Raw genomic sequence first — 20,599 nt, forward strand, 5'->3', positions numbered from 1 at the left:
CGATGAAGCATATTTATGAAAAAGGGACATCTGACAACGTACTGCTGCTGCTGCATGGCACCGGCGGAAATGAGCATGATCTGCTTTCATTGGGACGGTTTATAGACCCTCATGCCCATTTGCTTGGTGTCAGAGGATCTGTGCTTGAAAATGGAATGCCGCGATTTTTCAAACGTCTGAGTGAAGGTGTCTTTGATGAAAAGGACCTCGTGGAGCGGACAAGAGAATTGAAAGATTTTATCGACGAGGCTGCAGAAACGCATCAATTTGATCGCGACCGAGTGATTGCGGTCGGTTATTCAAACGGCGCAAATATTGCGGCAAGCCTGCTTTTCCATTATAAAGATGTCTTAAAAGGGGCAATTCTCCATCATCCGATGGTTCCGATTCGCGGTATCGAGCTGCCTGATATGACGGGACTCCCTGTTTTTATCGGTGCCGGGAAATACGACCCTCTCTGCACGAAGGAAGAATCAGAAGAGCTTCACCGCTATTTACGTGACAGCGGGGCATCAGCCTCCGTTTTCTGGCAGGGTGGGGGTCATCAGCTGACGCAGCATGAAGCTGAACAGGCTCGCGAATGGTACAAAGATGCGATTGTATAAAAAAACCTTAGTCCGTCATTCGGGACTGACCCCATAAAATGAGACAAATAAAAAACACCTTCAAGTTTGAAAACGGATCGTTGTTATCCGAAATTAGACTTGGAGGTGTTTTTTCTATGGGGACAAGAGTGAGTTATCCGCTTGAAGTGAAACAGAAGGCTGTAGAAATGAGATTGGCAGGCGTACCTATGAAAGAGATCATGCAGGAGTTGAATATCAAAAATAATACGCAGATTAAGACATGGGTCAGATGGTATAAGGCTGGTGATACACATCGATTTGAACAGCCTGTTGGTAAGCAATACACTTATGGAAAAGGTCCGGAGTATTCTTCCGAATTAGAGAAACTGCAGGCAGAGAATCGTTACCTGAGACAACAGAATGAAGTTTTAAAAAAGTACAACGAATTGGAAAGGAAGTTGATAGCCAAACGTCAGTCGAACTTGTAGAAGGATTGCACAGCACAATGACCGTGCAGGATATCTGTGTTCATTTAGGTATCTCACGAGCGTCTTATTATCGTTGGAAGAAGAATCTGACGAAAGATCACCCCAAACGGCATTTAGAGAAACAAATTGGCGTAGTATGCCGAAAGCACAAGTATCGATATGGATATCGAAAAATCACCGCCCTATTAAAAAAGGAAATGTGCATTAACCATAAAACGGTTCAGCGTATCATGCAGAAAAATCAGTGGCAGTGCAGGGTTAAGATGAAGAAACGCAAGAAAAACGGGCAGCCATATGCCGTAGCCCATAATATATTGGATCGGAACTTTCAGTCTGATCGCCCTCTTGAAAAACTAGTAACGGACATCACATATTTGCCTTATGGACAGAAACAATTGTACCTTTCCAGTATATTGGATGTATACAATGGAGAAGTGGTTGCTTTTACGATTGGAGATAAGCAGGACACAGACTTTGTCTTAGACACACTTGATCAGCTGCCAACACTGCCTGAGAACTGCGTGTTACATAGTGACCAAGGATCTGTGTATACATCTTACGAGTATCAGAAAGCTGTTAAAACAAAAGGCATTACCATGAGCATGTCCCGCAAAGGGACGCCCGCTGATAATGCCTCCATCGAATCGTTTCATTCCTCACTAAAGTCTGAAACGTTCTATCTTAACAGCATTGATCGAACCACGACCGCCATCGTAGAACGCACTGTCAAAGAATACATTTATTATTATAACAATATTCGAATTCAAACGAAACTAAACAGCCAATCACCGATAAGCTATCGGCAATTGGCTGTTTGAAAGGTGTTTTGATCCCTGTCTCAAAAACGGGGGTCAGTCCCATTCGGACTAAGGTTTTTCATATCCTTACAGCCAAGTTGATACTTTTGAAAGCGGCAAGCGGTTGCTTTGATGGGCAGGTTTTACTGCTTTGCCGATTGAAATAAGCATAACCGGAACAAAGCGCTCACTGATATCAAATTGCTTTTGGAACTGCTCTTTGTTAAATCCGCCGATTGCGCAAGTATCATAACCTTTTGCTTTTGCGGCAATCATAAGCTGCATAGCGGCTAAAGAAGCATTTAAGAAAGCGGAATCACGAGCGAATTGCTCGTTTTGGTAGGCACCGTTAATTTGGCCGAGCAATGTTTGTTTGATTTCATCTGAAATATAACCTTGGTTTGCCAATTCAGCGTATACTTCTTCACCGTTTTCATTTGCCTTTAAATCGCCTAAAATGGCAACAACAGCAGAAGACTCAACGATTTGTTTTTGATTATAGGCTACAGGAAGAAGCGCCGCTTTTGCTTCATCGCTGTGGAATACTGTAAAATGCCAATGCTGAAGGTTCCAAGCTGAAGGCGCTTTTATGGCAAGGTCCAATAGCTCAGTCAGCTCCTCTTTAGAGATAGGGGCATTTGTATCATATTCCTTTACGGATGCACGTGCTTTTAAAACATCCAGAGTATTCGTCATAGTGTTTCCTCCTTCGGATAAACGTGGTATGATAATAGAAAAGTTAGAAACTTACTAAATGTAACTTGAAAGATTATTGTAATGGATCATCGAATACATGTCAAACAATAGATGAAGGGATGAGGACTTGTGGGAAATACTATGTGCCCTAAAATGGAATCTGCTTTCTCATTGCTGGGAAAAAGATGGAACGGTCTGATCATCCATGTGCTAATGGATGGGCCGAAACGCTTTAAAGAGATAACGGAAACAATACCGATGATCAGCCAAAAAATGCTGGCGGAGCGCCTTAAGGAGCTTGAACAAAACGAGATCGTCGAACGGCAGGTTCTTCCTGAAACGCCAGTCAAAGTCATTTATACGCTGACTGAAAAAGGAACAGCGCTTCAAGCTGTATTCCAAGAGATGCAGGCGTGGGCCGATCAATTTTGCGAGCCCGGTGAAACAGTGTGCGAAGAAGAGAAATAAGGAAAGAGACGTCCGGGAAAGACCCTATGTTCAACGAAAAAGTCATATGAGGGGTGGTTCACGGTTCATGCCGTTTACATGACTTTTTATATTCGTTAGAATAGCTTTTACAGATTTGCAAAAGGTTAATATGATGATGGTATACAAAAATAGGAGTGACAAAGTTATTAGCAGCTAACCTATGATTAATGGGGATGATGTTTTATCTCGTTTTGCACATCAGTAAAGCGGAACTCTATCTGCCTGAATTTTATATTTACGCTTAAAACCCAGCCAGCTTCCATTGGAATTACATTGGCATCGAAACTGGATTTTAAAAAAGGGAAGCCAGGCTCCATCCACCACATTAGGATTACTCCGCTATACCTCGTCTTGGTGATTTCCGCTTTTATAAAAAAGAAATGAGTGAAGAAAAGAGAGAGTATCTGATGAAACTCTCTCTTTTTTACTATGGAGCAGCCGGTTGTTACGTGCAAACTTTATGCCATTTTCATTATCTTATAGTTTTCCATTCAAAAATTGCGCCTCACCAAGACCGAAACTCCAGTCGGCGTCCCCATTTTCGGTAATTGAAACCATTAAATCTTCTGGGGAAATGCCGCATTCTGCTTCTAGCTTTTCAGCCAGCAGGGCATACAATTTTTCCTTTTGGCTTTCTGTTCTTGTTTTGCTTGTCATACTGATAATGACCAGATCCTTGCTTCTTTGAAATCCTAATCCTGTGTCCTGGATGATAAGCTCGTTTGCCGGATGCTGATGGACAATTTGATAACGGTCTCTTTCCGGAACACCGAACGCTTCGACCATCGCTTGGTGAGCAGTATCTAATAACAATTGCAATGCTTTTTCATCACGGCCTTCAATTAAATCAAAACGTAATAATGGCATGTGAATTTCCTCCTCATGTGAAGTTGTGTCTGTCTGTTTTCACATTGTTTGCTTCCAGACAATTAGTAGATATTAAGACTGGGCTAACTTAAAAAAACATAACATATAACCAAAAGTTAATCAATATATAACTAGAAAATCATTTGGATAGGTAAAGGGGATCGAGAAAAACTCATAGTATGATTGACAAACATAGATTAGGAGATTAGTTTGAATATGTCATTTAACCAAAAGATAATAATCATATACCCAAGACATTTTTTAGTTATTATTGAAAGCATTTTCTATCCGGAGTGCTGATTCTGTTATTTCTCATTATTAAAGTAAAATGAAATCCGTTTGTCTCACTTATTGTAGTTTTATTTTTAGTAGCCATCGGACTTGGGATGGATATCAATAAAATCGTTCTTTCAATTGAAGCGGGAATGGCAGCTTATGTAAACCCGGCATTAATGGCACTGCAAACAGGAGCGGGATGTCATCGCATGTCATGTAAATGATGCTGGATTTTGGATGGTAAAGGGATTTTTCGGTTTGAGCATGAAAGAAATTTCAAGCTTGACCGCTGCTTACAACAGTTCTCTCAGTAACAGGGCTTGGCTGTGTGTATTGGCAAAGCTTGTGATGTAACAATACCTAGATTGAGGTCTTAGCCCAATCGTTTTTCTTCTTTGTTGAATATCTTACATATAGGCAGACATAAAGGAGGAAAAATCATGTACCCTCATTCCTATTATCGCGGGAATCCAGGTCCAGCCGGATACCCGGCGCGAAGTCCTTTCTTGTTTGGCGCTCCTTTAGTCGGCGGTTTATTAGGCGGCTTTCTCGGGAGTGCTCTGTTTAACTATCCTCGTCCCTATGCTTATCCACCTGGCCCTTACGGTTACGGAGGCGCACCGTACGGTTTTGGTGCCGGCGTGCCATACGGCGGATACCCCGGTTTCTATTAACAAAAACGGCCTGCATCGGTGCAGGCCGTTTTTTATCGAATGATTTCTACCTCGGACATATTGTAGTCATGCTGCTTCTGAAACATCACTTCCAGAAGGCCGTCCTTATAGACGGCTTTTGTTCCTTTGCGTTTGACTAAACAAGGCAGGTTTATCTTTTTGGGATGGTCCAAATTCGGGAAATTTTCTATCATTAATGCGTGAGAAGTGTGTTTAATTTTCAACTGTTCCAGCTGGCTTTCACTGATTGGCACCTTTACAAACACATGGTCTGTTGTTTCAATTAGATCGATATCAGGTTTAGCGTCAGATTTGGCGGGCTGGTCTTTTTTGGGGAGAGGATCGCGGAAAGGAAATTGCGCCGCATAATCACTGCCGAACACACTTTCCATTACACGATTTACATATGTTTCAACTTCTTTTGGATCTGCTTTTTTTAACGCTTCCTTGGAAAATTGATTGTGGAAAGGAAAGTACTTGTTCCACTCAAACATCGTCGTCACACCCTTTCTTCACGGACAAAATAGTATATGCCCGCCCGATCTTTCACGTGATATAATCTAAGTTGCTCTAAAGAAAGGCAGGGATATCAATGCAATATTCAGAAACTAAAAAAGGTGTTCTCTTCACATCCGTTTCCTTTATCATGTGGGGGCTGTTTCCGCTTTATTGGAAGCTTCTCGAACAGCTGCCGGCACTTGATATTTTGGCTCACCGTATCATATGGTCTTTTGTTTTTATGTGTATCGTGCTTTTTTTCCTGCGTCAATGGAAAACGGGGTGGCAGGAGCTGCGCACTTTGAAAAACAAGGGCGGCATCCTTTCTTTATTTCTCGCTTCCATCCTGATTTCGATTAACTGGTTTGTATACATATGGGCCGTCAACCATGGCTTTTTGCTTGAGGCTAGTCTTGGCTATTACATTAATCCGCTTGTATCCGTGCTCCTCGGTATTTTATTTTTAAAGGAAAAGCTGAATCGCCTGCAACTGATGGCGGTTTCGATTGCAGCGGCCGGCGTTATCATCTCAGCATTCCAATACGGCTCCATTCCTTATGTTGCGCTTCTGCTCGCATTCAGCTTCGGGCTGTACGGGTTCAGCAAAAAAAGAACAAGCCTGTCAAGCGCTATTGGTTTAACGCTGGAAACATTCATGATTATGCCGATTGCTTTGGGGTATTTGCTGCTGAGCGGCCATATCCATCCCGCGGGTGCGGGAAGCGGCGGGACTTGGATGCTTCTCTTTTTTGCCGGTGTGTTTACGGCTTTGCCGCTATTATTGTTTGCGGAAGGAGCTAAACGGCTGCCGCTGTACCAAGTCGGCATCTTACAATATATCGCACCGACCATTACCTTGCTGATCGGGCTGTTTGTTTATCATGAGCCGTTTTCAATTTCGAAGGCTTTTACATTCAGCTGTATATGGGCTGCTTTGCTCTTGTTTACGTTTTCACAAATAAATTGGAAACGGGCATCAAAAAGCCATTGAGGCCTTTGGCTTTTCAGCTGAAGCATATATTATGTATAATCATTTCATGTATGTAAGACATAAAGGAGCGAGACGATGGACAATGATAAAGAGATAGTGAAAGCCTACGCTTCACTTTGGAACAACCGATCTCTCGCAAGTGATCCCCCAGAAGCTGTAGCAGAGGCGATTGACCTAGAGCTCTTGGATAAACGAACACATCCGAGACTCCGGAAACCGATGCTCGAAAAATTTTATGCTGCGATCCAGCGCATTGTGAACTCACAGCTCGAACCGGCTGTGAAATATCAGCTGATCAAATTACATACAGAACGTGCAGAGCATTTAAAAGAAGAAAGAGGGGAGCAATCATGAAAGCAATCATAAAAGAAGATGTGCAAGCATCTTTAGAACGATATGCGGACCGCCCTGTATATATCCATTTAGAAACCACAACCGGTTCTTATTCAGCGCACTTAAATGAAAAAAACATGACGGTTGTTGCATATATCCGCAATGCAAAAGTCACCTATCATCAGGCAAAAATCAAAGGCAGCGGACCTTACCGTATTGGCTTAAAAACAGAAGAAGGCTGGATTTATGCTGAAGGCTTGACTGAATACACTGTAGATGAAGAAAACCGTTTATTAATGGCGGGACACCTGCCGGGCGGTAAACTGGCTATTTCTCTGCAAATCAGTGAAAAACCGTTCACAGTTTAAAGAAAAGGGTGAAAAATAATGAAAGAACACGTACTTGTAATCCTGCCTCACCCTGATGACGAATCATACGGAGTGGCAGGCCTGATTGCCTTAAACAGAAAAAAAGACATTCCCGTTACGTACGCGTGCGCCACTTTAGGTGAAATGGGCAGAAATATGGGCGATCCATTTTTCGCGAATCGGGAGACGTTACCGCTGCTAAGAAAACAAGAGCTCATTAACGCTTGCAAAGAAATGGATATCAATGACCTTCGGATGCTTGGGCTCCGTGACAAAACGCTCGAATTTGAGGACGATGAGTATTTAGCTGATATCATGGAAGGGATCATAGATGATGTAAAACCAAGTTTAATTGTCACTTTTTATCCTGAACACGGTGTGCACCCTGACCATGATGCATGCGGGGAAGCGGTCATTCGTGCATTGTACCGCAAAAAGAAAGAAGACCGTCCGCGCACACTCTGCATGGCGATTACACGCAATAGAGAAGAAGTTCTCGGCGAAGCTGATGTCGTACTTGATATCAAAGAAGTAGCTGATATTAAATTGAATGCGTTAAGAGCTCACCGAACTCAAACAGAAGGCATGCTTAGAGAGCTTGAAGAAAAATTAAAAAACAATGAACCTGTTATGGCAACATGGTTTGAAGAAGAAGTATATTGGACGTATCAATGGAATGATTAATCAAAAAGGTATAAGGCCTTAAGCCTTATACCTTTTTTAGTTTTAAGTCCGATGCAATCGCTTGCGCGAGGGTTGATCTCAAAGAAATATCTTCGAAAGACAAACCTAGCTGAACCGCGGTTTGCGCAATTTCCGGACGGATTCCCGACAAAGTTGATGATACGCCGATTAAGCGCAGCGCCTCAATCAGACTGAACAGCTGGTGGGCAACCATTGTATCAATAACAGCTACCCCTGATAAATCAATATACAGCTGCGTCACCTTTTTCTCCGCACATTGATGCAGGGTGTTTTCCATAATCAGTTTTGCGCGGACAGTATCAATATCTCCGATTAAAGGCAGAAGCCCGACGCTGTGAAAAAGCACGATGACCGGCGCGCTCAATTCCGTAATCATGTCTTTTTGAGCCTGAAGCTGGAGGCTTGTGTTTTTGTACATTTCTTCTATAAAAATATGAATCACAAGATCAAACGCTTTTATAAGGGAATGATACAGGTCTTCAGCTTCTTCGCCTTTCACAGTGTCCTGATTGATATGGACAAATTCTTTCACATAGGAAACATATAAATCTCTCACTCTGACAAACTCCCGGATAATATAGTGGATAGGAGTCTTTAAATGCTCGTGATCCTGTGTTACTTCAAAAGCCCATTCTTTCAGTATAGGCAGGTACACCTCTTCATCATCTATAAATATACGGTTTATCTTATAGTTGAAGGCAAGATTCTGGCTCTTTAAATTCTGAATGACATCAGGGTCTGCTGATGCATATATGGAGTTTGGATCAGTCTCCTCAATGGTTTCATACCACATTGAACTGATCGTCTCCGCATGCTGAGAAAGATATTCGTATAATTTCATGTTTTTTGCCATGTATATCACCTCTTTTAAATGTATTGTTTTTGTGAATAACGTTTTTGCAGGTTAACCAGCCTGAAAAACAGTCCAACTGCTCCGGCGGCGAGTCCTGCAATTAACCCGATCCAATAGCCGAATGCGCCAAGGTTTGTAAACGTACCGACCGTATAACCGACAGGTAGGCCAATGACCCAGTAAGAAACAAAAGCGGCCGCAAGCGTATAGTTCACATCTTTATACCCCCTGAGCGCACCCTGGATCGGTGCGGCAACAGCATCGGAAAGCTGAAAAAACAGTGCATAAATTAAAAAGTGCTGTGTCAGCCGGAGTACATCGGGGTCAGACGTGTACAAGCCGGCAATTTGCTCTTTGAATAAAAGGATACAGGCTCCAGTCAATAAAGAAAAGCCGATCGCCATCATGATGCCGATCAAGCTATATGAGCGTGCATCCTTAAAACGGGCTGCACCGGCTTCAAAGCCGACAACAATCGTTAAAGCCATGGACACGCTGAGCGGCAGCATATATAAAAGCGAAGCAAAGTTCATGGCTGCCTGGTGGGACGCGATGGTCACTGTATGAAAATGGCTCATCAGAAGCGTGACAGCTGCGAAAATGCTTGTTTCAAAAAACACGGCGAATCCAATAGGCAGACCGATTTTGAGCAGATTTTTGCATGCTTTCCAAGAGAATGTATACATAGTAAGGAAAACTCCATATTCGGAAAACGGCGCGGTTTTATGAATAATGAAGAAGCTGATGATGCAGATACACCAATATGTAAGCGCGGACGCTAGTCCGGCGCCGGCGCCGCCAAGTGCCGGCAGCCCAAATTTCCCGAAGATGAATATGTAATTCAATACAAAATTGATCGGAAGAGAACTGAGTGTAATCATCATTGTGACTCTTGTTTTCCCTAATGAGTCAATGAATGATCTCAAAACGGTGTAAACAAATAAAGGGAGAATTCCCAGTGATAAAAAGCCTAAAAAATGTTTGGCAACCTCATGCACTTGAGCCTCAAGGTGTAAGCGGCCAAGAATAAGGTCAACTGCAGCATACCCAATCGCTAAAACGGCGATGCTAAGAAGCGCAGCCACATATACAGCCTGTAAAACAGTAAAAGGAATCTTCTGTTTTTTTTCAGCGCCTAATAACTGAGCGACAATCGGCGTAACCGCCATTAAAATACCTGCAAGTCCTGTATAAACAGGAGTCCAAAAACTTGAGCCAATGGCGACGCCGGCTAAATCAGCGGGGCTGACTTTCCCTGACATCACCGTATCTAAAAAAGTCATAAGAGAAAGCCCCACCTGGGTAATGAATATGGGAATGAAAATGTGCAAAAGCTGTTTGGTCTTTTGCCGTGCGTTTAGAGTTTCTTTCATACATTGATCTCCGTTTCTTTTTCATAACGAGAGAAATTATAACATTTTATGTATAAAAAGCAATGAACGCCGGACCTATTCTTTTTTTGACGGCTTCGTTTTTCTAAACATTTGGGCATAAATAAAAGAAAGCGAAATCACGCCTAAAAAGGTGCAAATATACTGAATGATTCTTTCGATTTCCATTCTTTACATCCCTCCTTTACCAATAGAATGTGCATCAATAAGATAAGCATGCGTGAAAAGGTGGAAATTTGAAAAGGAGATGAAGGGTCTATGCGTTATGAACACATGCCGGAAAATGCATTTAAGGGAAAAATACAAGTATACTTAGAGGAAATATTAGTTGAAGCGTCGCTCATTTTAAAAACACTTCACGAAAAAGATCAGTGCCTTCTTTGTGAATTGGATGAATTGGGACACATTTTTCAGGATATGCAGGGCATCGCATCATCCTTTTATTTGCAATCATACATTGAGCAATTTACGCCGGCATTTATCGAGCTGGCCAAGGCGATTAAAGCCTTATCGGAACATAAGCACGGTGCTTTAATTGTCATTGAAAGAGCGGACCCGGTTGAACATTTTATTCAAAAAGGAACTTCCCTTTATGCAGAGATCAGCGCTTCCTTAATTGAGAGTATCTTTTATCCCGGAAATCCTCTTCATGACGGCGCTTTATTAGTGAGGGAAAACAAACTTGTGTCAGCAGCTAATGTGCTCCCGCTGACAACAAAGGAAGTGGATGTCCATCTGGGAACCAGGCACCGCGCGGCTCTTGGAATGTCGGGGTATACGGATGCGCTTGTGCTCGTTGTTTCAGAAGAGACAGGGAAGATGTCGTTTGCCAAAGACGGTGTATTATATCCGTTAATTTCGCCAAGAACGTAAAATAAATAAAAGGGCCTGATGATGCATCCTACTGTGAGTCAATATGACTGAATTCGGACCTTTTTTAAAGCATTCACTTCAAGCTGAATGCTTTTTTCTTGAAGGTAGAAAATATAAACTGGTAGAAAAGTTATATATGATTAATATTAATTAGGTTAAACACTTTACCTGATTTTGTATTTGTAGTATCGTATAAAAAATATGATACACATTTTAAAGGAAGGGTGTTGCCGCATGGCTAATGTATTAATGATCGGTTTTCCCGGTGAAGGGCATATAAATCCGTCTATCGGTGTAATGAAGGAGCTGAAATCCCGGGGAGAACATATCACTTACTATGCAGTAAAGGAATACAAAGAAAAAATTGCGGCGCTTGATGTTGAGTTTCGTGAGTACCATGATTTTCGGGAAGATTACTTCGGAAAAAACGCAATCGGAGATGAAGAAAGAGATTTCACAGAAATGACCTGCGCCTTTTTGAAAGGCAGTATTGATATCGTCACTCATATTTATGATGAAGTCAAACATGAATCGTATGACTATGTCATATATGATCACCATCTCCTCGCCGGTAAAATCATTGCCAACTTGCTGAAGCTGCCGAAATTTTCATTGTGTACAACCTTTGCAATGAATGAGGAATTTGCTAAGCAAATGATGGGAGCGTACATGAAAGAGTCACTTGAAGATTCTCCCCATTATGAATCTTATCAGCAGCTTGCAGAAACATTAAATGCTGATTTTCAAGCAGAGATCAAGAAGCCATTTGACGTTTTTTTAGCAGATGGGGACTTGACAATTGTCTTCACATCAACGGAATTTCAGCCACTGGCTGAGCAATTTGGCGATCGTTATGTATTTGTCGGTCCTTCAATTACGGAAAGAGCCGGAAACAATGATTTCCCATTTGATCAGATTGACAATGAAAACGTGCTGTTAATTTCAATGGGAACCATTTTTAACAATCAAAAGCAGTTTTTTAATCAATGCCTTAAGGTATGTAAAGACTTTGACGGTAAAGTCGTGCTTTCCATCGGCAAGCATATTAAAACAAGTGAATTAAACGACATTCCGAAGAATTTCATTGTACGCCCGTATGTCCCTCAGCTTGAGATCCTGAAAAGAGCCAGCTTATTTGTAACCCACGGCGGAATGAACAGCACAAGTGAAGGTTTGTATTTTGAAACCCCGCTCGTTGTCATTCCGATGGGAGCTGACCAATTTGCCGTCGGAAACCAAGTGGAAAAAGTCGGCGCAGGAAAAGTGCTGAAAAAAGAACAATTATCTGAAAGCCTTCTGAAAGAAACGATTCAAGAAGTGATGAATAATCCTGTGTATGCTGAAAAGGCAAAAGAAATTGGACAATCACTCAAAGCGGCAGGCGGTTCTAAAAAAGCGGCCGACAGTATTCTTCAATTTGTGAAACACAAAACGCAATCAGCTAACGCATAGTATAAAAAGCCTGTTCTTATTAAAAGAACAGGCTTTTTATTTTTTCCTGAGAATGCAGAGGAAGGGATTTGACAAGCCGATAGAGAATTGATAGGAAAAACAGACAAGAAAGGAGGAAAATCTGCTCCATTCACCAATAGAAAACCATCATTTATACCCCTCGCTTAAATAGTTCCTTAGACTTTCGAAAAGCAGATGCAACTAAAGTAAAATATTAGGTGTTTGTTTGAAAGTGTAAAGGTCGAACGATGCTGAAATTGCTGCCAATTGTTTGAAAAGGGTTTAACTTGCTGAAAAAAGTGACGATAAAACTGATGTGTGCCATTTTTGGAAAGAAAATACTAGCTGTTTTTTGCGCATAAACAGTTTAGGAGGTTGAATGAATGAAAAAGAAGATTGTAGCCGGCTTGGCTGTTTCCGCAGTTGTTGGGTCATCGATGGCCGCAGCACCCGCGGAAGCAAAAACGATTAAAGTGAAAAACGGTGACTCTCTTTGGAAACTTTCCCGCCAGTACGATACGACAATATCAGCTCTGAAATCCGAAAACAAATTGAAATCAACAGTGATTTATGCCGGACAAAGCCTTAAGATTCCTAAGAGCAGCAAAAAAAGCGCGACATCCCCATCACACTCGAGCAAAACGTCAACTTACACAGTTGCCTTTGGTGATTCGTTATGGATGATTGCTAAAAATCATAAAATGAGTGTTTCAGAGCTTAAAAGTATAAACAGCCTGACAAGTGACCTCATTCGGCCCGGACAGAAGCTTAAGATCAGAGGGACAAGCAGTTCAAGCGGCTCAAACGGATCGAAAAAAAACAGCGGTTCCAATTCTTCAGGCCCGTCAAAAAGTACATATACAGTTAAGCTTGGTGACTCACTGTGGAAAATCGCTAACAGCTTACATATGACAGTAGCCGAATTAAAAACCTTAAATGGCTTAACATCAGATACGTTGTACCCTAAACAGGTACTCAAAATAAAAGGGAACAGTTCATCTGACAGCGGAAGCAGCGTTCCCAAGAAGCCGTCAAACTCCAATTCTCCAAAAGCAGCTACATACAAGGTGAAAGCAGGCGATTCGCTGTGGAAAATCGCGAATCAGCTCGGAGTTACTGTGCAAAGCATCCGTGATAAAAACAATTTATTATCTGATGTTCTGCAAATCGGGCAGGTTCTGACGATTTCGGGAGCATCAAAACCTGACAATTCAAATCAGACAAAGCCAAAAGACAATTCGGGATCAAACATTCAAATAGGCTCGAAGATTGACAGAATGATAACAGAAGCGAAAAAATATGTCGGGGTGCCATACCGCTGGGGAGGAAACACGCCTGCCGGTTTTGATTGCAGCGGTTATATTTATTACCTCATTAATAAAGTATCATCGGTATCAAGATTAAGTACGGCAGGCTATTGGAATGTGATGCAACAAGTCAGCCAGCCGTCAGTAGGCGATTTTGTCTTCTTTACCACATATAAATCCGGTCCTTCTCATATGGGGATTTACCTGGGCGGCGGAGACTTTATTCATGCAAGCTCATCGGGCGTCGACATTTCCAATCTCAGCAATTCATATTGGAAACAGCGCTACTTGGGCGCAAGAAGCTATTTTTAAAAATGAGTATGAAAAAAAGCCTTTTTATAGGCTTTTTTGTTTAGATCAGACAATGATTGACCACACTGTTAGAAAAAACAAGGGGGAGACAGTATGCACCGTCTCTTGCTGTTTATGATGCTGACGGCACTGGGAGTTGCGGGATGCGGACAAAAAAACCCTCAAGACCCTCCTAAGCGGGTGCCGGAAAAAGAAGTGATTGAAACGTCAGCGTTTGGTCATCATGTCCAGCTGGTTAATCGAGAAGGCAAAGCAGTCGGTTTTATAGAAATCAAAGAATCAGATGACGAAGGACTCGATATTCACATTTCCGCAAACAGCCTGCGCCCCGGCACTTCACTCGGTTTTCATATTCATGAGAAAGGTTCATGTGTCAGGCCGGATTTTGAATCAGCGGGAGGCCACTTTAATCCGCTGAATAAAGAACACGGCTTCAACAATCCGATGGGGTATCATGCCGGAGATCTGCCGAACCTTGAAGTCGGTGCCGATGGAAAAGTAGATGTCATTATGAATGCGCCGGACACCTCACTGAAAAAAGGAAGTAAGCTAAATATTCTCGATCATGATGGGAGTGCGTTTATTATTCATGAACATGCCGACGATTATTTGACGAATCCAAGCGGAAATTCAGGTGCGCGTATCGTCTGTGGAGCCCTTTCCGGCCATAACGAGAAACAGTAAAATCATCCAAGCCCTTTTGTATTGAGCATACAGGGGCTTTTTTAGTATACTCGTTAATGGAATATGAATAGGAAAGGGAATCTGACTATGACAACTCAATTACAGCACTTAACATTGCCGGAAGAGATACAAAAAAAGCTTTTATTATATAAAGACCAGCCGATTTCCCAAGAGTTTCAGTCGCTCATCGGGACGTCAGGCTATGAGGCGGAGGATGAAGCGATTTTATTCGACGCCATCATCGCATTAGCCATGGAGAAAAATGTCCTGCTGAAAGGGCCTACAGGTTCAGGGAAAACAAAGCTGGCAGAAACATTGTCCAGCTATTTTCATAAACCGATGCACAGTGTCAACTGTTCAGTGGACTTGGACGCTGAAGCCTTAGTCGGGTATAAAACGATTGAAAATCAATCTGGCCAGGCAACGATCGAGTTTGTTTCTGGGCCTGTCACAAAAGCCATGAAAGAAGGCCATTTTCTTTATATAGATGAAATCAATATGGCAAAGCCCGAAACACTTCCCATATTAAACGGTGTATTAGATTACAGAAAAATGATGACAAATCCGTTTACGGGCGAGGTCATACGGGCTAAAGGCGGCTTCGGAGTCATTGCAGCCATCAATGAAGGCTATGTTGGAACTGTTCCGCTGAATGAAGCTTTGAAAAACCGTTTTGTCATCATTGACGTTCCTTATATTAAAGGCGAGCTGTTGAAACAAGTGCTCACGTCTCAGTCAGCTCTGAAAGATGAGAAATTGATTGACCGGTTTATCACGCTTTCTTCTGACCTGATCGTCCAGGCCAATAACGGACAGGTATCTGAAGAAGCTGCATCCATCAGAGCGTTAATTGATACATGTGATTTAGCGGCTTATATTCCGCCGCGCCGCGCCATTGAGCGGGGAATTGTAGAGAAGCTTGATGATGACCGGGAAAAGGCGGCCGTCCGAAATATCGCAGAAACTCTGTTTGAATGAGGGAGCTGCGATGAAATTTATCAAATTTAACGACAGCACAATTGATTCGTTTTTATTTATGATGCTCACTGATTTGGCCAAAACACTCACCAAGAGTGAAGCGGTAGAAGTGGAGTATGGCGTCCAGTCGTATTACAATCCATTTGAAAAGAAAATTTATATGAGTCATTTTTGGAAAGACAGGGCAGCTGAGGACATGGAAGCGGGTCTGAAAAGCGACGTCTACCTGCGTTCGGTCGGAACGAGATATAGCTCGCTGCAAGAGTTTGCGAACTTTTTGGATGATATTCATCAGCATCTGACGTTCAAAAGCTTTGCTAAGCAGCTGTTTATGCTGCTTGAGGACATCAGAATTGAAGAATGCATCAAACACGAGCGTCCGGGTACGAAACATGTATTTGCAAAGCGAAAAGATATGTACAGAAAACACTTCTCCACCCAGCTGACCTTGAATTTGGAACGAAGCATTTTTACGGATGCCCTCTTTTGCGCGATCTATGTCAAGCTAACAGCGAAATCACCGCTCGAAACCCTTCCGTCCATGCGTGAAGATATCGATCTGATGCGCCCGTTTATTGAGCAGCAGCTCCTGCGCGTGTATGAAGCAGATTCGACACGGCAGGTTATGAAAATTGTTGAAAACCTCATGGACGGGCTTGAAGAGGTGCTCGATAAAGACATGTTGAACACCTACTTCTTTTTGCCTGAGCTTGATTACGCAATAGCTGCAGAACAGCCGTTATTTGAGGAAGAGAAAAAAGCGCCTAAGCTGAGTGATGCCATCACGCTTCCGAAAAAGTCAAACGGTGATGAGGATATTCATGAAGAAGAAATGCCGACGTGGCACCGGGAAACAGAAGCCCCATCTAAAAGCTTCCTTCAATTTGATATTGAACATGGCGCTAAATCAGATTTAGGAAAAGATGCTTCAAGAGAAGGCGACGATGGAGATCAAGCCCTTGGATCTGTCCAAGGATCAGCCAGACAAACAAAACGGAAAGACTATTCCCAACTGGAAGCGCTGGAGTCCCAGAAAGACCAGCCGAACGGAGCGGGCACGGCTGACGGCAAAGAAAATAAATACGCATTTCCGATTTACAAAGAACCGCAGCCGGCAACCATTGAAGAAGGGATTTCTTATAAACAGCAGGCAAAAACGATTGAATCGTATCAAAAGCGTTTGAAACAAATGATTCAAAAAACGCTGGAGCATAAAAAAACATTGCCGAGAACAGACCTTCATGCCGGAAGGCTGAACAATAAGCTTCTCCGTTACTTTACTGAGCGAAATCCGCGTCTTTTCTACAAAAAGCAAGAACCTTCTTCAGAAATTGACGCAGTTTTCACGTTGCTGGTCGACTGTTCAGCCAGCATGTTCGACAAAATGGACGAGACAAAGCGGGGAATCGTGCTGTTTCACGAAGCGTTAAAATCCGTAGCGGTTCCGCATCAGATTGTCGGTTTTTGGGAGGACACAAATGATGCGTCTGAAACAAGCCAGCCAAACTATTTCAATACGGTTATTCCGTTTCAAACATCATTAAGACAAGAGGAAGGGCCGGCAATTTTGCAGCTTGAGCCTGAGGAAGATAACCGTGACGGCTATGCGATCCGGCAGATGACGAAAAAAATGCTGCAGCGCAGCGAGTCTCAAAAGTTCTTGATTGTTTTCTCGGATGGAGAGCCGGCCGCGTTTGGCTATGAACAAAACGGAATTGTCGATACTAGTGAAGCGGTGATTGAAGCGCGAAAAAGAGGGATAGAAGTCATAAATGTTTTTCTCTCCAACACAGAAATAGAAGAATCACAAATGAAGACCATTCAGGATATGTACGGAAAATTCAGTATATTTGTCCCGGATGTCGATCAGCTCCCGGATGTTCTGTATCCGCTGCTGAAAAAACTGCTCCATAAAAGCATAGGATAGCTCTTGATCCTATGCTTTTTGGTGTTTCTTTTTTCAAATGATTAAATTTTTGGTTTTTTATAAAGGATTTTTACTATTTTGTGAACAATCAAGGTAGAATCAAATTGCAAACAGTGGTAAAATATCGTTGGAAGCGTTTTTATTACATAATTTTGGACACAGCGTTCGAAAGTTATTTTAAGATAGTGAATCAATCACTTGATTATCTAAGTTGGGGGTAATATTCAAATGTTTCAAAATAGTATGAAACAACGAATGAATTGGGAAGATTTTTACGGTCCGAACCTCGGCTATGCGCTGGAGCTTTACGATCAGTATACCCAGGATCCGAACAGCATTGATCCGGATCTAAAGGAAATGTTCGACGAGCTTGGTGCTCCGCCAAACGATATAAAAGAGGCCTCGGGAACAGAAGAAAAGGGACGTGTTACAGCCGATCTGATTCAAAAGATCGCAGCCGCAGTCAGACTTGCAGAAGATATCCGAACCTATGGCCATTTAAACGCTTCCGTCAATCCGCTCAGAAAGGATGGGAAAAAGAGTGAACTCTTTCCATTATCCGATTACGGGCTAACAGAAGAGGAAATAAAAGCAATACCTGCGTCAGTGATTTGCAAAGACGCTCCTAAAAACATTACGAACGGTTTAGAAGCCATTCAGTATTTACGAAATACGTATAAAAGAACCATCTCATTTGAATTTGACCATGTACATGACTTCAAAGAGCGCGAGTGGCTGACAAAGATGATTGAATCCGGTGAGCTGTTCCAGAAGAACTCAGCTGAAAAGCTGTCGGCTGTGCTGGAAAGACTGACAGAAGTAGAGGGTTTCGAGCAGTTTTTGCACCGCACATTCGTCGGACAGAAGCGCTTTTCCATTGAGGGTTTGGACGCTCTTGTTCCAGTGCTGGATGACATTATTGCACAATCTGTCAAATCAGGAACGACGAGTGTCAACATCGGGATGGCGCACAGGGGGCGCCTGAATGTCTTGGCACATGTGCTCGGTAAACCGTATGAAATCATTTTCTCCGAATTTCAGCATGCGCCGAACAAAGATCTTGTCCCGTCTGAGGGGTCAATCGGAATCAGCTACGGATGGACAGGCGATGTCAAATACCATCTGGGGGCGAATCGGGAGCTTCAAGACGCTGCAACAAAATCAGCGCGCATTACGTTAGCAAACAACCCGAGCCACTTGGAATTTATCAATCCGATTGTTGAAGGCAGCACAAGAGCGGCACAGGAAACGAGAACACAAAGCGGATATCCGATTCAAGACGAAACAAAATCGCTTGCCATTTTAATTCATGGAGACGCAGCATTCCCTGGGGAAGGAATTGTCGCTGAAACATTGAATTTAAGCTCTTTAAAAGGGTATCAAGTAGGCGGTGCGATTCATATTATCGCCAATAACATGATCGGATTCACGACAGAAAGCGCTGAATCAAGATCAACAAAATATGCCAGTGACCTGGCCAAGGGCTATGAAATCCCAATTGTCCACGTTAATGCGGACGATCCTGAAGCCTGTCTTTCAGCTGTTAAGTTTGCGGTGGAATACCGAAAAACATTCAACAAGGACTTTCTGATTGACTTGATCGGGTACAGACGTTATGGGCACAACGAAATGGATGAGCCATCAACTACTCAGCCGATGCTGTATGATGCTGTCAGAAAACATCAGACTGTCAAACAAATTTTCGCCGAAAAGCTTGTGAATGAAGGCGTGCTTGACAATGATGTTGTACAAAACATCGAAAAATCAGTAACGAAGCGTATTGAGGATGCTTATCAGAAAGTGCCGGCTAAAAAGGAACAAACCGCCTGTGAGATTGAACTTCCAGAGCCTGTTTCAAACGGTTTTCCTGATGTGGACACATCCATTGATTTTGATGTGCTCCGCAAGCTGAATGGCGAATTGGTCAACTGGCCGGAGTCATTTAACGTTTTCGGCAAGCTTAAGCGCATTTTAGAAAGACGCGCCAAGGCGTTCGATGATGACAGAAAAGTGGAATGGTCTTTGGCTGAATCACTCGCGTTTGCTTCAATTTTGAAAGACGGAACACCGATTCGTTTAACAGGGCAGGATTCCGAGCGAGGAACGTTTGCCCAAAGAAACCTAGTGCTTCATGACAGTGAGACGGGTGAAGAGTTTGTGCCGCTTCATAACTTATCAGACTGTGGTACATCTTTTGCAGTTCATAACAGCCCGCTGTCTGAAGGATCGGTTCTCGGCTTTGAATACGGCTATAACGTGCATTCACCGGAGACGCTTGTATTATGGGAAGCGCAGTATGGAGATTTTGCCAACGCTGCTCAAGTGTATTTTGACCAATTCATTTCGGCCGGCCGCGCGAAATGGGGTCAAAAATCCGGATTAGTCATGCTGCTTCCGCACGGTTACGAAGGACAGGGGCCTGAGCACTCAAGCGGAAGAATCGAACGGTTCCTGCAGCTTGCCGCGGAAAACAACTGGACGGTTGCCAACCTGACAAGCGCCGGACAATATTTCCATATACTTAGAAGACAGGCTAAAATGCTGCTTCGTGAAGAAATCAGACCGCTCGTTATTATGACGCCGAAAAGCCTTCTTCGTAATCCGAATACAGTTTCCGAAGTGCAGGAGCTCAGCGAAAGCCGCTTCCAGCCTGTTTACGAACAGTCCGGACTTTCTCATGACTATGAAAAAGTAACCAGACTTGTATTATCTAGCGGTAAAGTGTCCATAGACATCAGCGACCATTTTAATAAGTTAGAAGACGGTAAAGAATGGCTTCACATTGCGAGAATTGAACAGCTGTATCCATTCCCGGCAAAAGGAGTCAAAGAATTACTTGCAAAACTTCCGAACCTGAAAGAAATCGTTTGGGTGCAGGAAGAACCGCAGAACATGGGGGCTTGGAGTTATATCAGCCCGTATTTGACAGAAATTGCACCAAAGGGAGTAAGCGTTCAATATATTGGACGAAGAAGACGATCCAGCCCTGCAGAGGGAGATCCGACAGTTCATAAAAAAGAACAGGAACGTATTGTATCTGATAGCTTGACTCGCAAAAACTAAGGGGGAAATGA

21 protein-coding genes and 1 pseudogene are annotated in these 20,599 nt (G+C 42.9%); 16 read left to right on the forward strand and 6 right to left on the reverse strand.

Annotation, left to right across the window (positions count from 1 at the left end):
* The first annotated feature begins 2 nt into the window (after window positions 1–2).
* Window positions 3–605: an alpha/beta hydrolase gene (locus ACMX2I_RS11295; RefSeq protein ID WP_414956978.1), complete on the forward strand. Its 603-nt coding sequence runs from the start codon at window positions 3–5 to the stop codon at window positions 603–605.
* A 116-nt stretch (window positions 606–721) separates the two neighbouring features.
* Window positions 722–1,872 (forward strand): IS3 family transposase gene (locus ACMX2I_RS11300; protein WP_414956979.1). Its coding sequence is split into 2 segments (ribosomal slippage): window positions 722–995 and window positions 995–1,872, totalling 1,152 coding nucleotides; the frame shifts between segments, so codons are not numbered across the junction.
* 66 nt (window positions 1,873–1,938) lie between these two features.
* Here the strand turns inward: ACMX2I_RS11300 and ACMX2I_RS11305 are convergent.
* Complete coding sequence (locus ACMX2I_RS11305; protein ID WP_087990428.1) at window positions 1,939–2,547, reverse strand: nitroreductase family protein; 609 nt, start codon at window positions 2,545–2,547, stop codon at window positions 1,939–1,941.
* Between the two features lie 129 nt (window positions 2,548–2,676).
* On the opposite strand from ACMX2I_RS11305, the gene yodB reads away from it, so the two are divergent.
* Window positions 2,677–3,015, forward strand: coding sequence for a transcriptional regulator YodB (yodB, locus tag ACMX2I_RS11310; RefSeq protein WP_003220087.1), 339 nt, complete (start codon window positions 2,677–2,679; stop codon window positions 3,013–3,015).
* A 185-nt stretch (window positions 3,016–3,200) separates the two neighbouring features.
* Here the strand turns inward: yodB and ACMX2I_RS11315 are convergent, their stop codons facing one another.
* Both ACMX2I_RS11315 and ACMX2I_RS11320 read right to left on the reverse strand, forming a co-directional pair.
* The gene (locus ACMX2I_RS11315; protein ID WP_414956980.1) at window positions 3,201–3,362 is read right to left on the reverse strand and encodes a hypothetical protein; all 162 of its coding nucleotides are present in this window, start codon (window positions 3,360–3,362) and stop codon (window positions 3,201–3,203) included.
* 151 nt (window positions 3,363–3,513) lie between these two features.
* A complete protein-coding gene (locus ACMX2I_RS11320) occupies window positions 3,514–3,903 on the reverse strand; it encodes a tautomerase family protein (RefSeq protein WP_333519490.1) in 390 nt (129 codons plus the stop codon).
* Between the two features lie 419 nt (window positions 3,904–4,322).
* Between ACMX2I_RS11320 and ACMX2I_RS11325 the strand changes: the two are divergent.
* A pseudogene (locus ACMX2I_RS11325) lies at window positions 4,323–4,533 on the forward strand (gluconate permease); the annotation flags it as partial.
* Between the two features lie 86 nt (window positions 4,534–4,619).
* Window positions 4,620–4,853, forward strand: coding sequence for a hypothetical protein (locus tag ACMX2I_RS11330; RefSeq protein WP_087990426.1), 234 nt, complete (start codon window positions 4,620–4,622; stop codon window positions 4,851–4,853).
* A gap of 32 nt (window positions 4,854–4,885) precedes the next feature.
* Here ACMX2I_RS11330 and ACMX2I_RS11335 read toward each other — a convergent pair whose 3' ends face one another.
* Window positions 4,886–5,347, reverse strand: a complete 462-nt coding sequence (locus tag ACMX2I_RS11335) for an Hsp20/alpha crystallin family protein (RefSeq protein ID WP_289347539.1) — start codon at window positions 5,345–5,347, stop codon at window positions 4,886–4,888.
* A gap of 98 nt (window positions 5,348–5,445) precedes the next feature.
* Here ACMX2I_RS11335 and rarD point away from each other — a divergent pair, with 98 nt between their 5' ends.
* From rarD to bshB2, 4 genes are all read left to right on the forward strand, one after another.
* Window positions 5,446–6,342, forward strand: coding sequence for an EamA family transporter RarD (rarD, locus tag ACMX2I_RS11340; RefSeq protein WP_414956981.1), 897 nt, complete (start codon window positions 5,446–5,448; stop codon window positions 6,340–6,342).
* 75 nt (window positions 6,343–6,417) lie between these two features.
* The gene (locus ACMX2I_RS11345; RefSeq protein WP_414956982.1) at window positions 6,418–6,696 is read left to right on the forward strand and encodes a hypothetical protein; all 279 of its coding nucleotides are present in this window, start codon (window positions 6,418–6,420) and stop codon (window positions 6,694–6,696) included.
* On the forward strand, window positions 6,693–7,043 hold the full coding sequence (locus ACMX2I_RS11350; protein ID WP_148961582.1) for a YojF family protein: 351 nt from the start codon (window positions 6,693–6,695) through the stop codon (window positions 7,041–7,043). Before ACMX2I_RS11345 ends, ACMX2I_RS11350 begins: the two co-directional genes overlap by 4 nt.
* 18 nt (window positions 7,044–7,061) lie before the next feature.
* Entirely contained in the window at window positions 7,062–7,727 is a 666-nt protein-coding gene (gene bshB2 / locus ACMX2I_RS11355) for a bacillithiol biosynthesis deacetylase BshB2 (protein WP_087990421.1), read from the forward strand.
* Between the two features lie 25 nt (window positions 7,728–7,752).
* Here the strand turns inward: bshB2 and rsbRC are convergent, their stop codons facing one another.
* Window positions 7,753–8,601 carry an RsbT co-antagonist RsbRC gene (gene rsbRC, locus ACMX2I_RS11360; RefSeq protein WP_087990420.1) on the reverse strand — a complete coding sequence of 283 codons (849 nt, stop codon included), beginning with the start codon at window positions 8,599–8,601 and terminating at the stop codon, window positions 7,753–7,755.
* 14 nt (window positions 8,602–8,615) lie between these two features.
* Window positions 8,616–9,974: an MATE family efflux transporter gene (locus ACMX2I_RS11365; RefSeq protein WP_414956983.1), complete on the reverse strand. Its 1,359-nt coding sequence runs from the start codon at window positions 9,972–9,974 to the stop codon at window positions 8,616–8,618.
* Between the two features lie 276 nt (window positions 9,975–10,250).
* On the opposite strand from ACMX2I_RS11365, the gene cdaS reads away from it, so the two are divergent.
* The 7 genes from cdaS to sucA all read left to right on the forward strand — a co-directional run bounded on the left by cdaS (window position 10,251) and on the right by sucA (window position 20,588).
* On the forward strand, window positions 10,251–10,865 hold the full coding sequence (gene cdaS, locus ACMX2I_RS11370) for a sporulation-specific diadenylate cyclase CdaS (protein ID WP_148961585.1): 615 nt from the start codon (window positions 10,251–10,253) through the stop codon (window positions 10,863–10,865).
* 234 nt (window positions 10,866–11,099) lie between these two features.
* A complete protein-coding gene (locus ACMX2I_RS11375) occupies window positions 11,100–12,317 on the forward strand; it encodes a macrolide family glycosyltransferase (protein WP_414956985.1) in 1,218 nt (405 codons plus the stop codon).
* A gap of 383 nt (window positions 12,318–12,700) precedes the next feature.
* Window positions 12,701–13,936 carry a LysM peptidoglycan-binding domain-containing protein gene (locus ACMX2I_RS11380; RefSeq protein WP_414956986.1) on the forward strand — a complete coding sequence of 412 codons (1,236 nt, stop codon included), beginning with the start codon at window positions 12,701–12,703 and terminating at the stop codon, window positions 13,934–13,936.
* A gap of 93 nt (window positions 13,937–14,029) precedes the next feature.
* The gene (locus ACMX2I_RS11385) at window positions 14,030–14,620 is read left to right on the forward strand and encodes a superoxide dismutase family protein (protein WP_414956987.1); all 591 of its coding nucleotides are present in this window, start codon (window positions 14,030–14,032) and stop codon (window positions 14,618–14,620) included.
* 63 nt (window positions 14,621–14,683) lie between these two features.
* Window positions 14,684–15,598 (forward strand): AAA family ATPase, encoded by a 915-nt coding sequence (locus tag ACMX2I_RS11390; RefSeq protein WP_394716166.1) that lies wholly within the window; start codon window positions 14,684–14,686, stop codon window positions 15,596–15,598.
* Window positions 15,599–15,608: 10 nt separating this feature from the next.
* Window positions 15,609–17,525: a vWA domain-containing protein gene (locus tag ACMX2I_RS11395; protein WP_414956988.1), complete on the forward strand. Its 1,917-nt coding sequence runs from the start codon at window positions 15,609–15,611 to the stop codon at window positions 17,523–17,525.
* A 228-nt stretch (window positions 17,526–17,753) separates the two neighbouring features.
* Window positions 17,754–20,588 (forward strand): 2-oxoglutarate dehydrogenase E1 component, encoded by a 2,835-nt coding sequence (gene sucA, locus ACMX2I_RS11400; protein WP_414956989.1) that lies wholly within the window; start codon window positions 17,754–17,756, stop codon window positions 20,586–20,588.
* The last annotated feature ends 11 nt before the right edge of the window (window positions 20,589–20,599 follow it).

Origin of the sequence: Bacillus sp. SW14, from assembly GCF_047608225.1 — a bacterium.
Classification (GTDB): domain Bacteria; phylum Bacillota; class Bacilli; order Bacillales; family Bacillaceae; genus Bacillus; species Bacillus subtilis_G.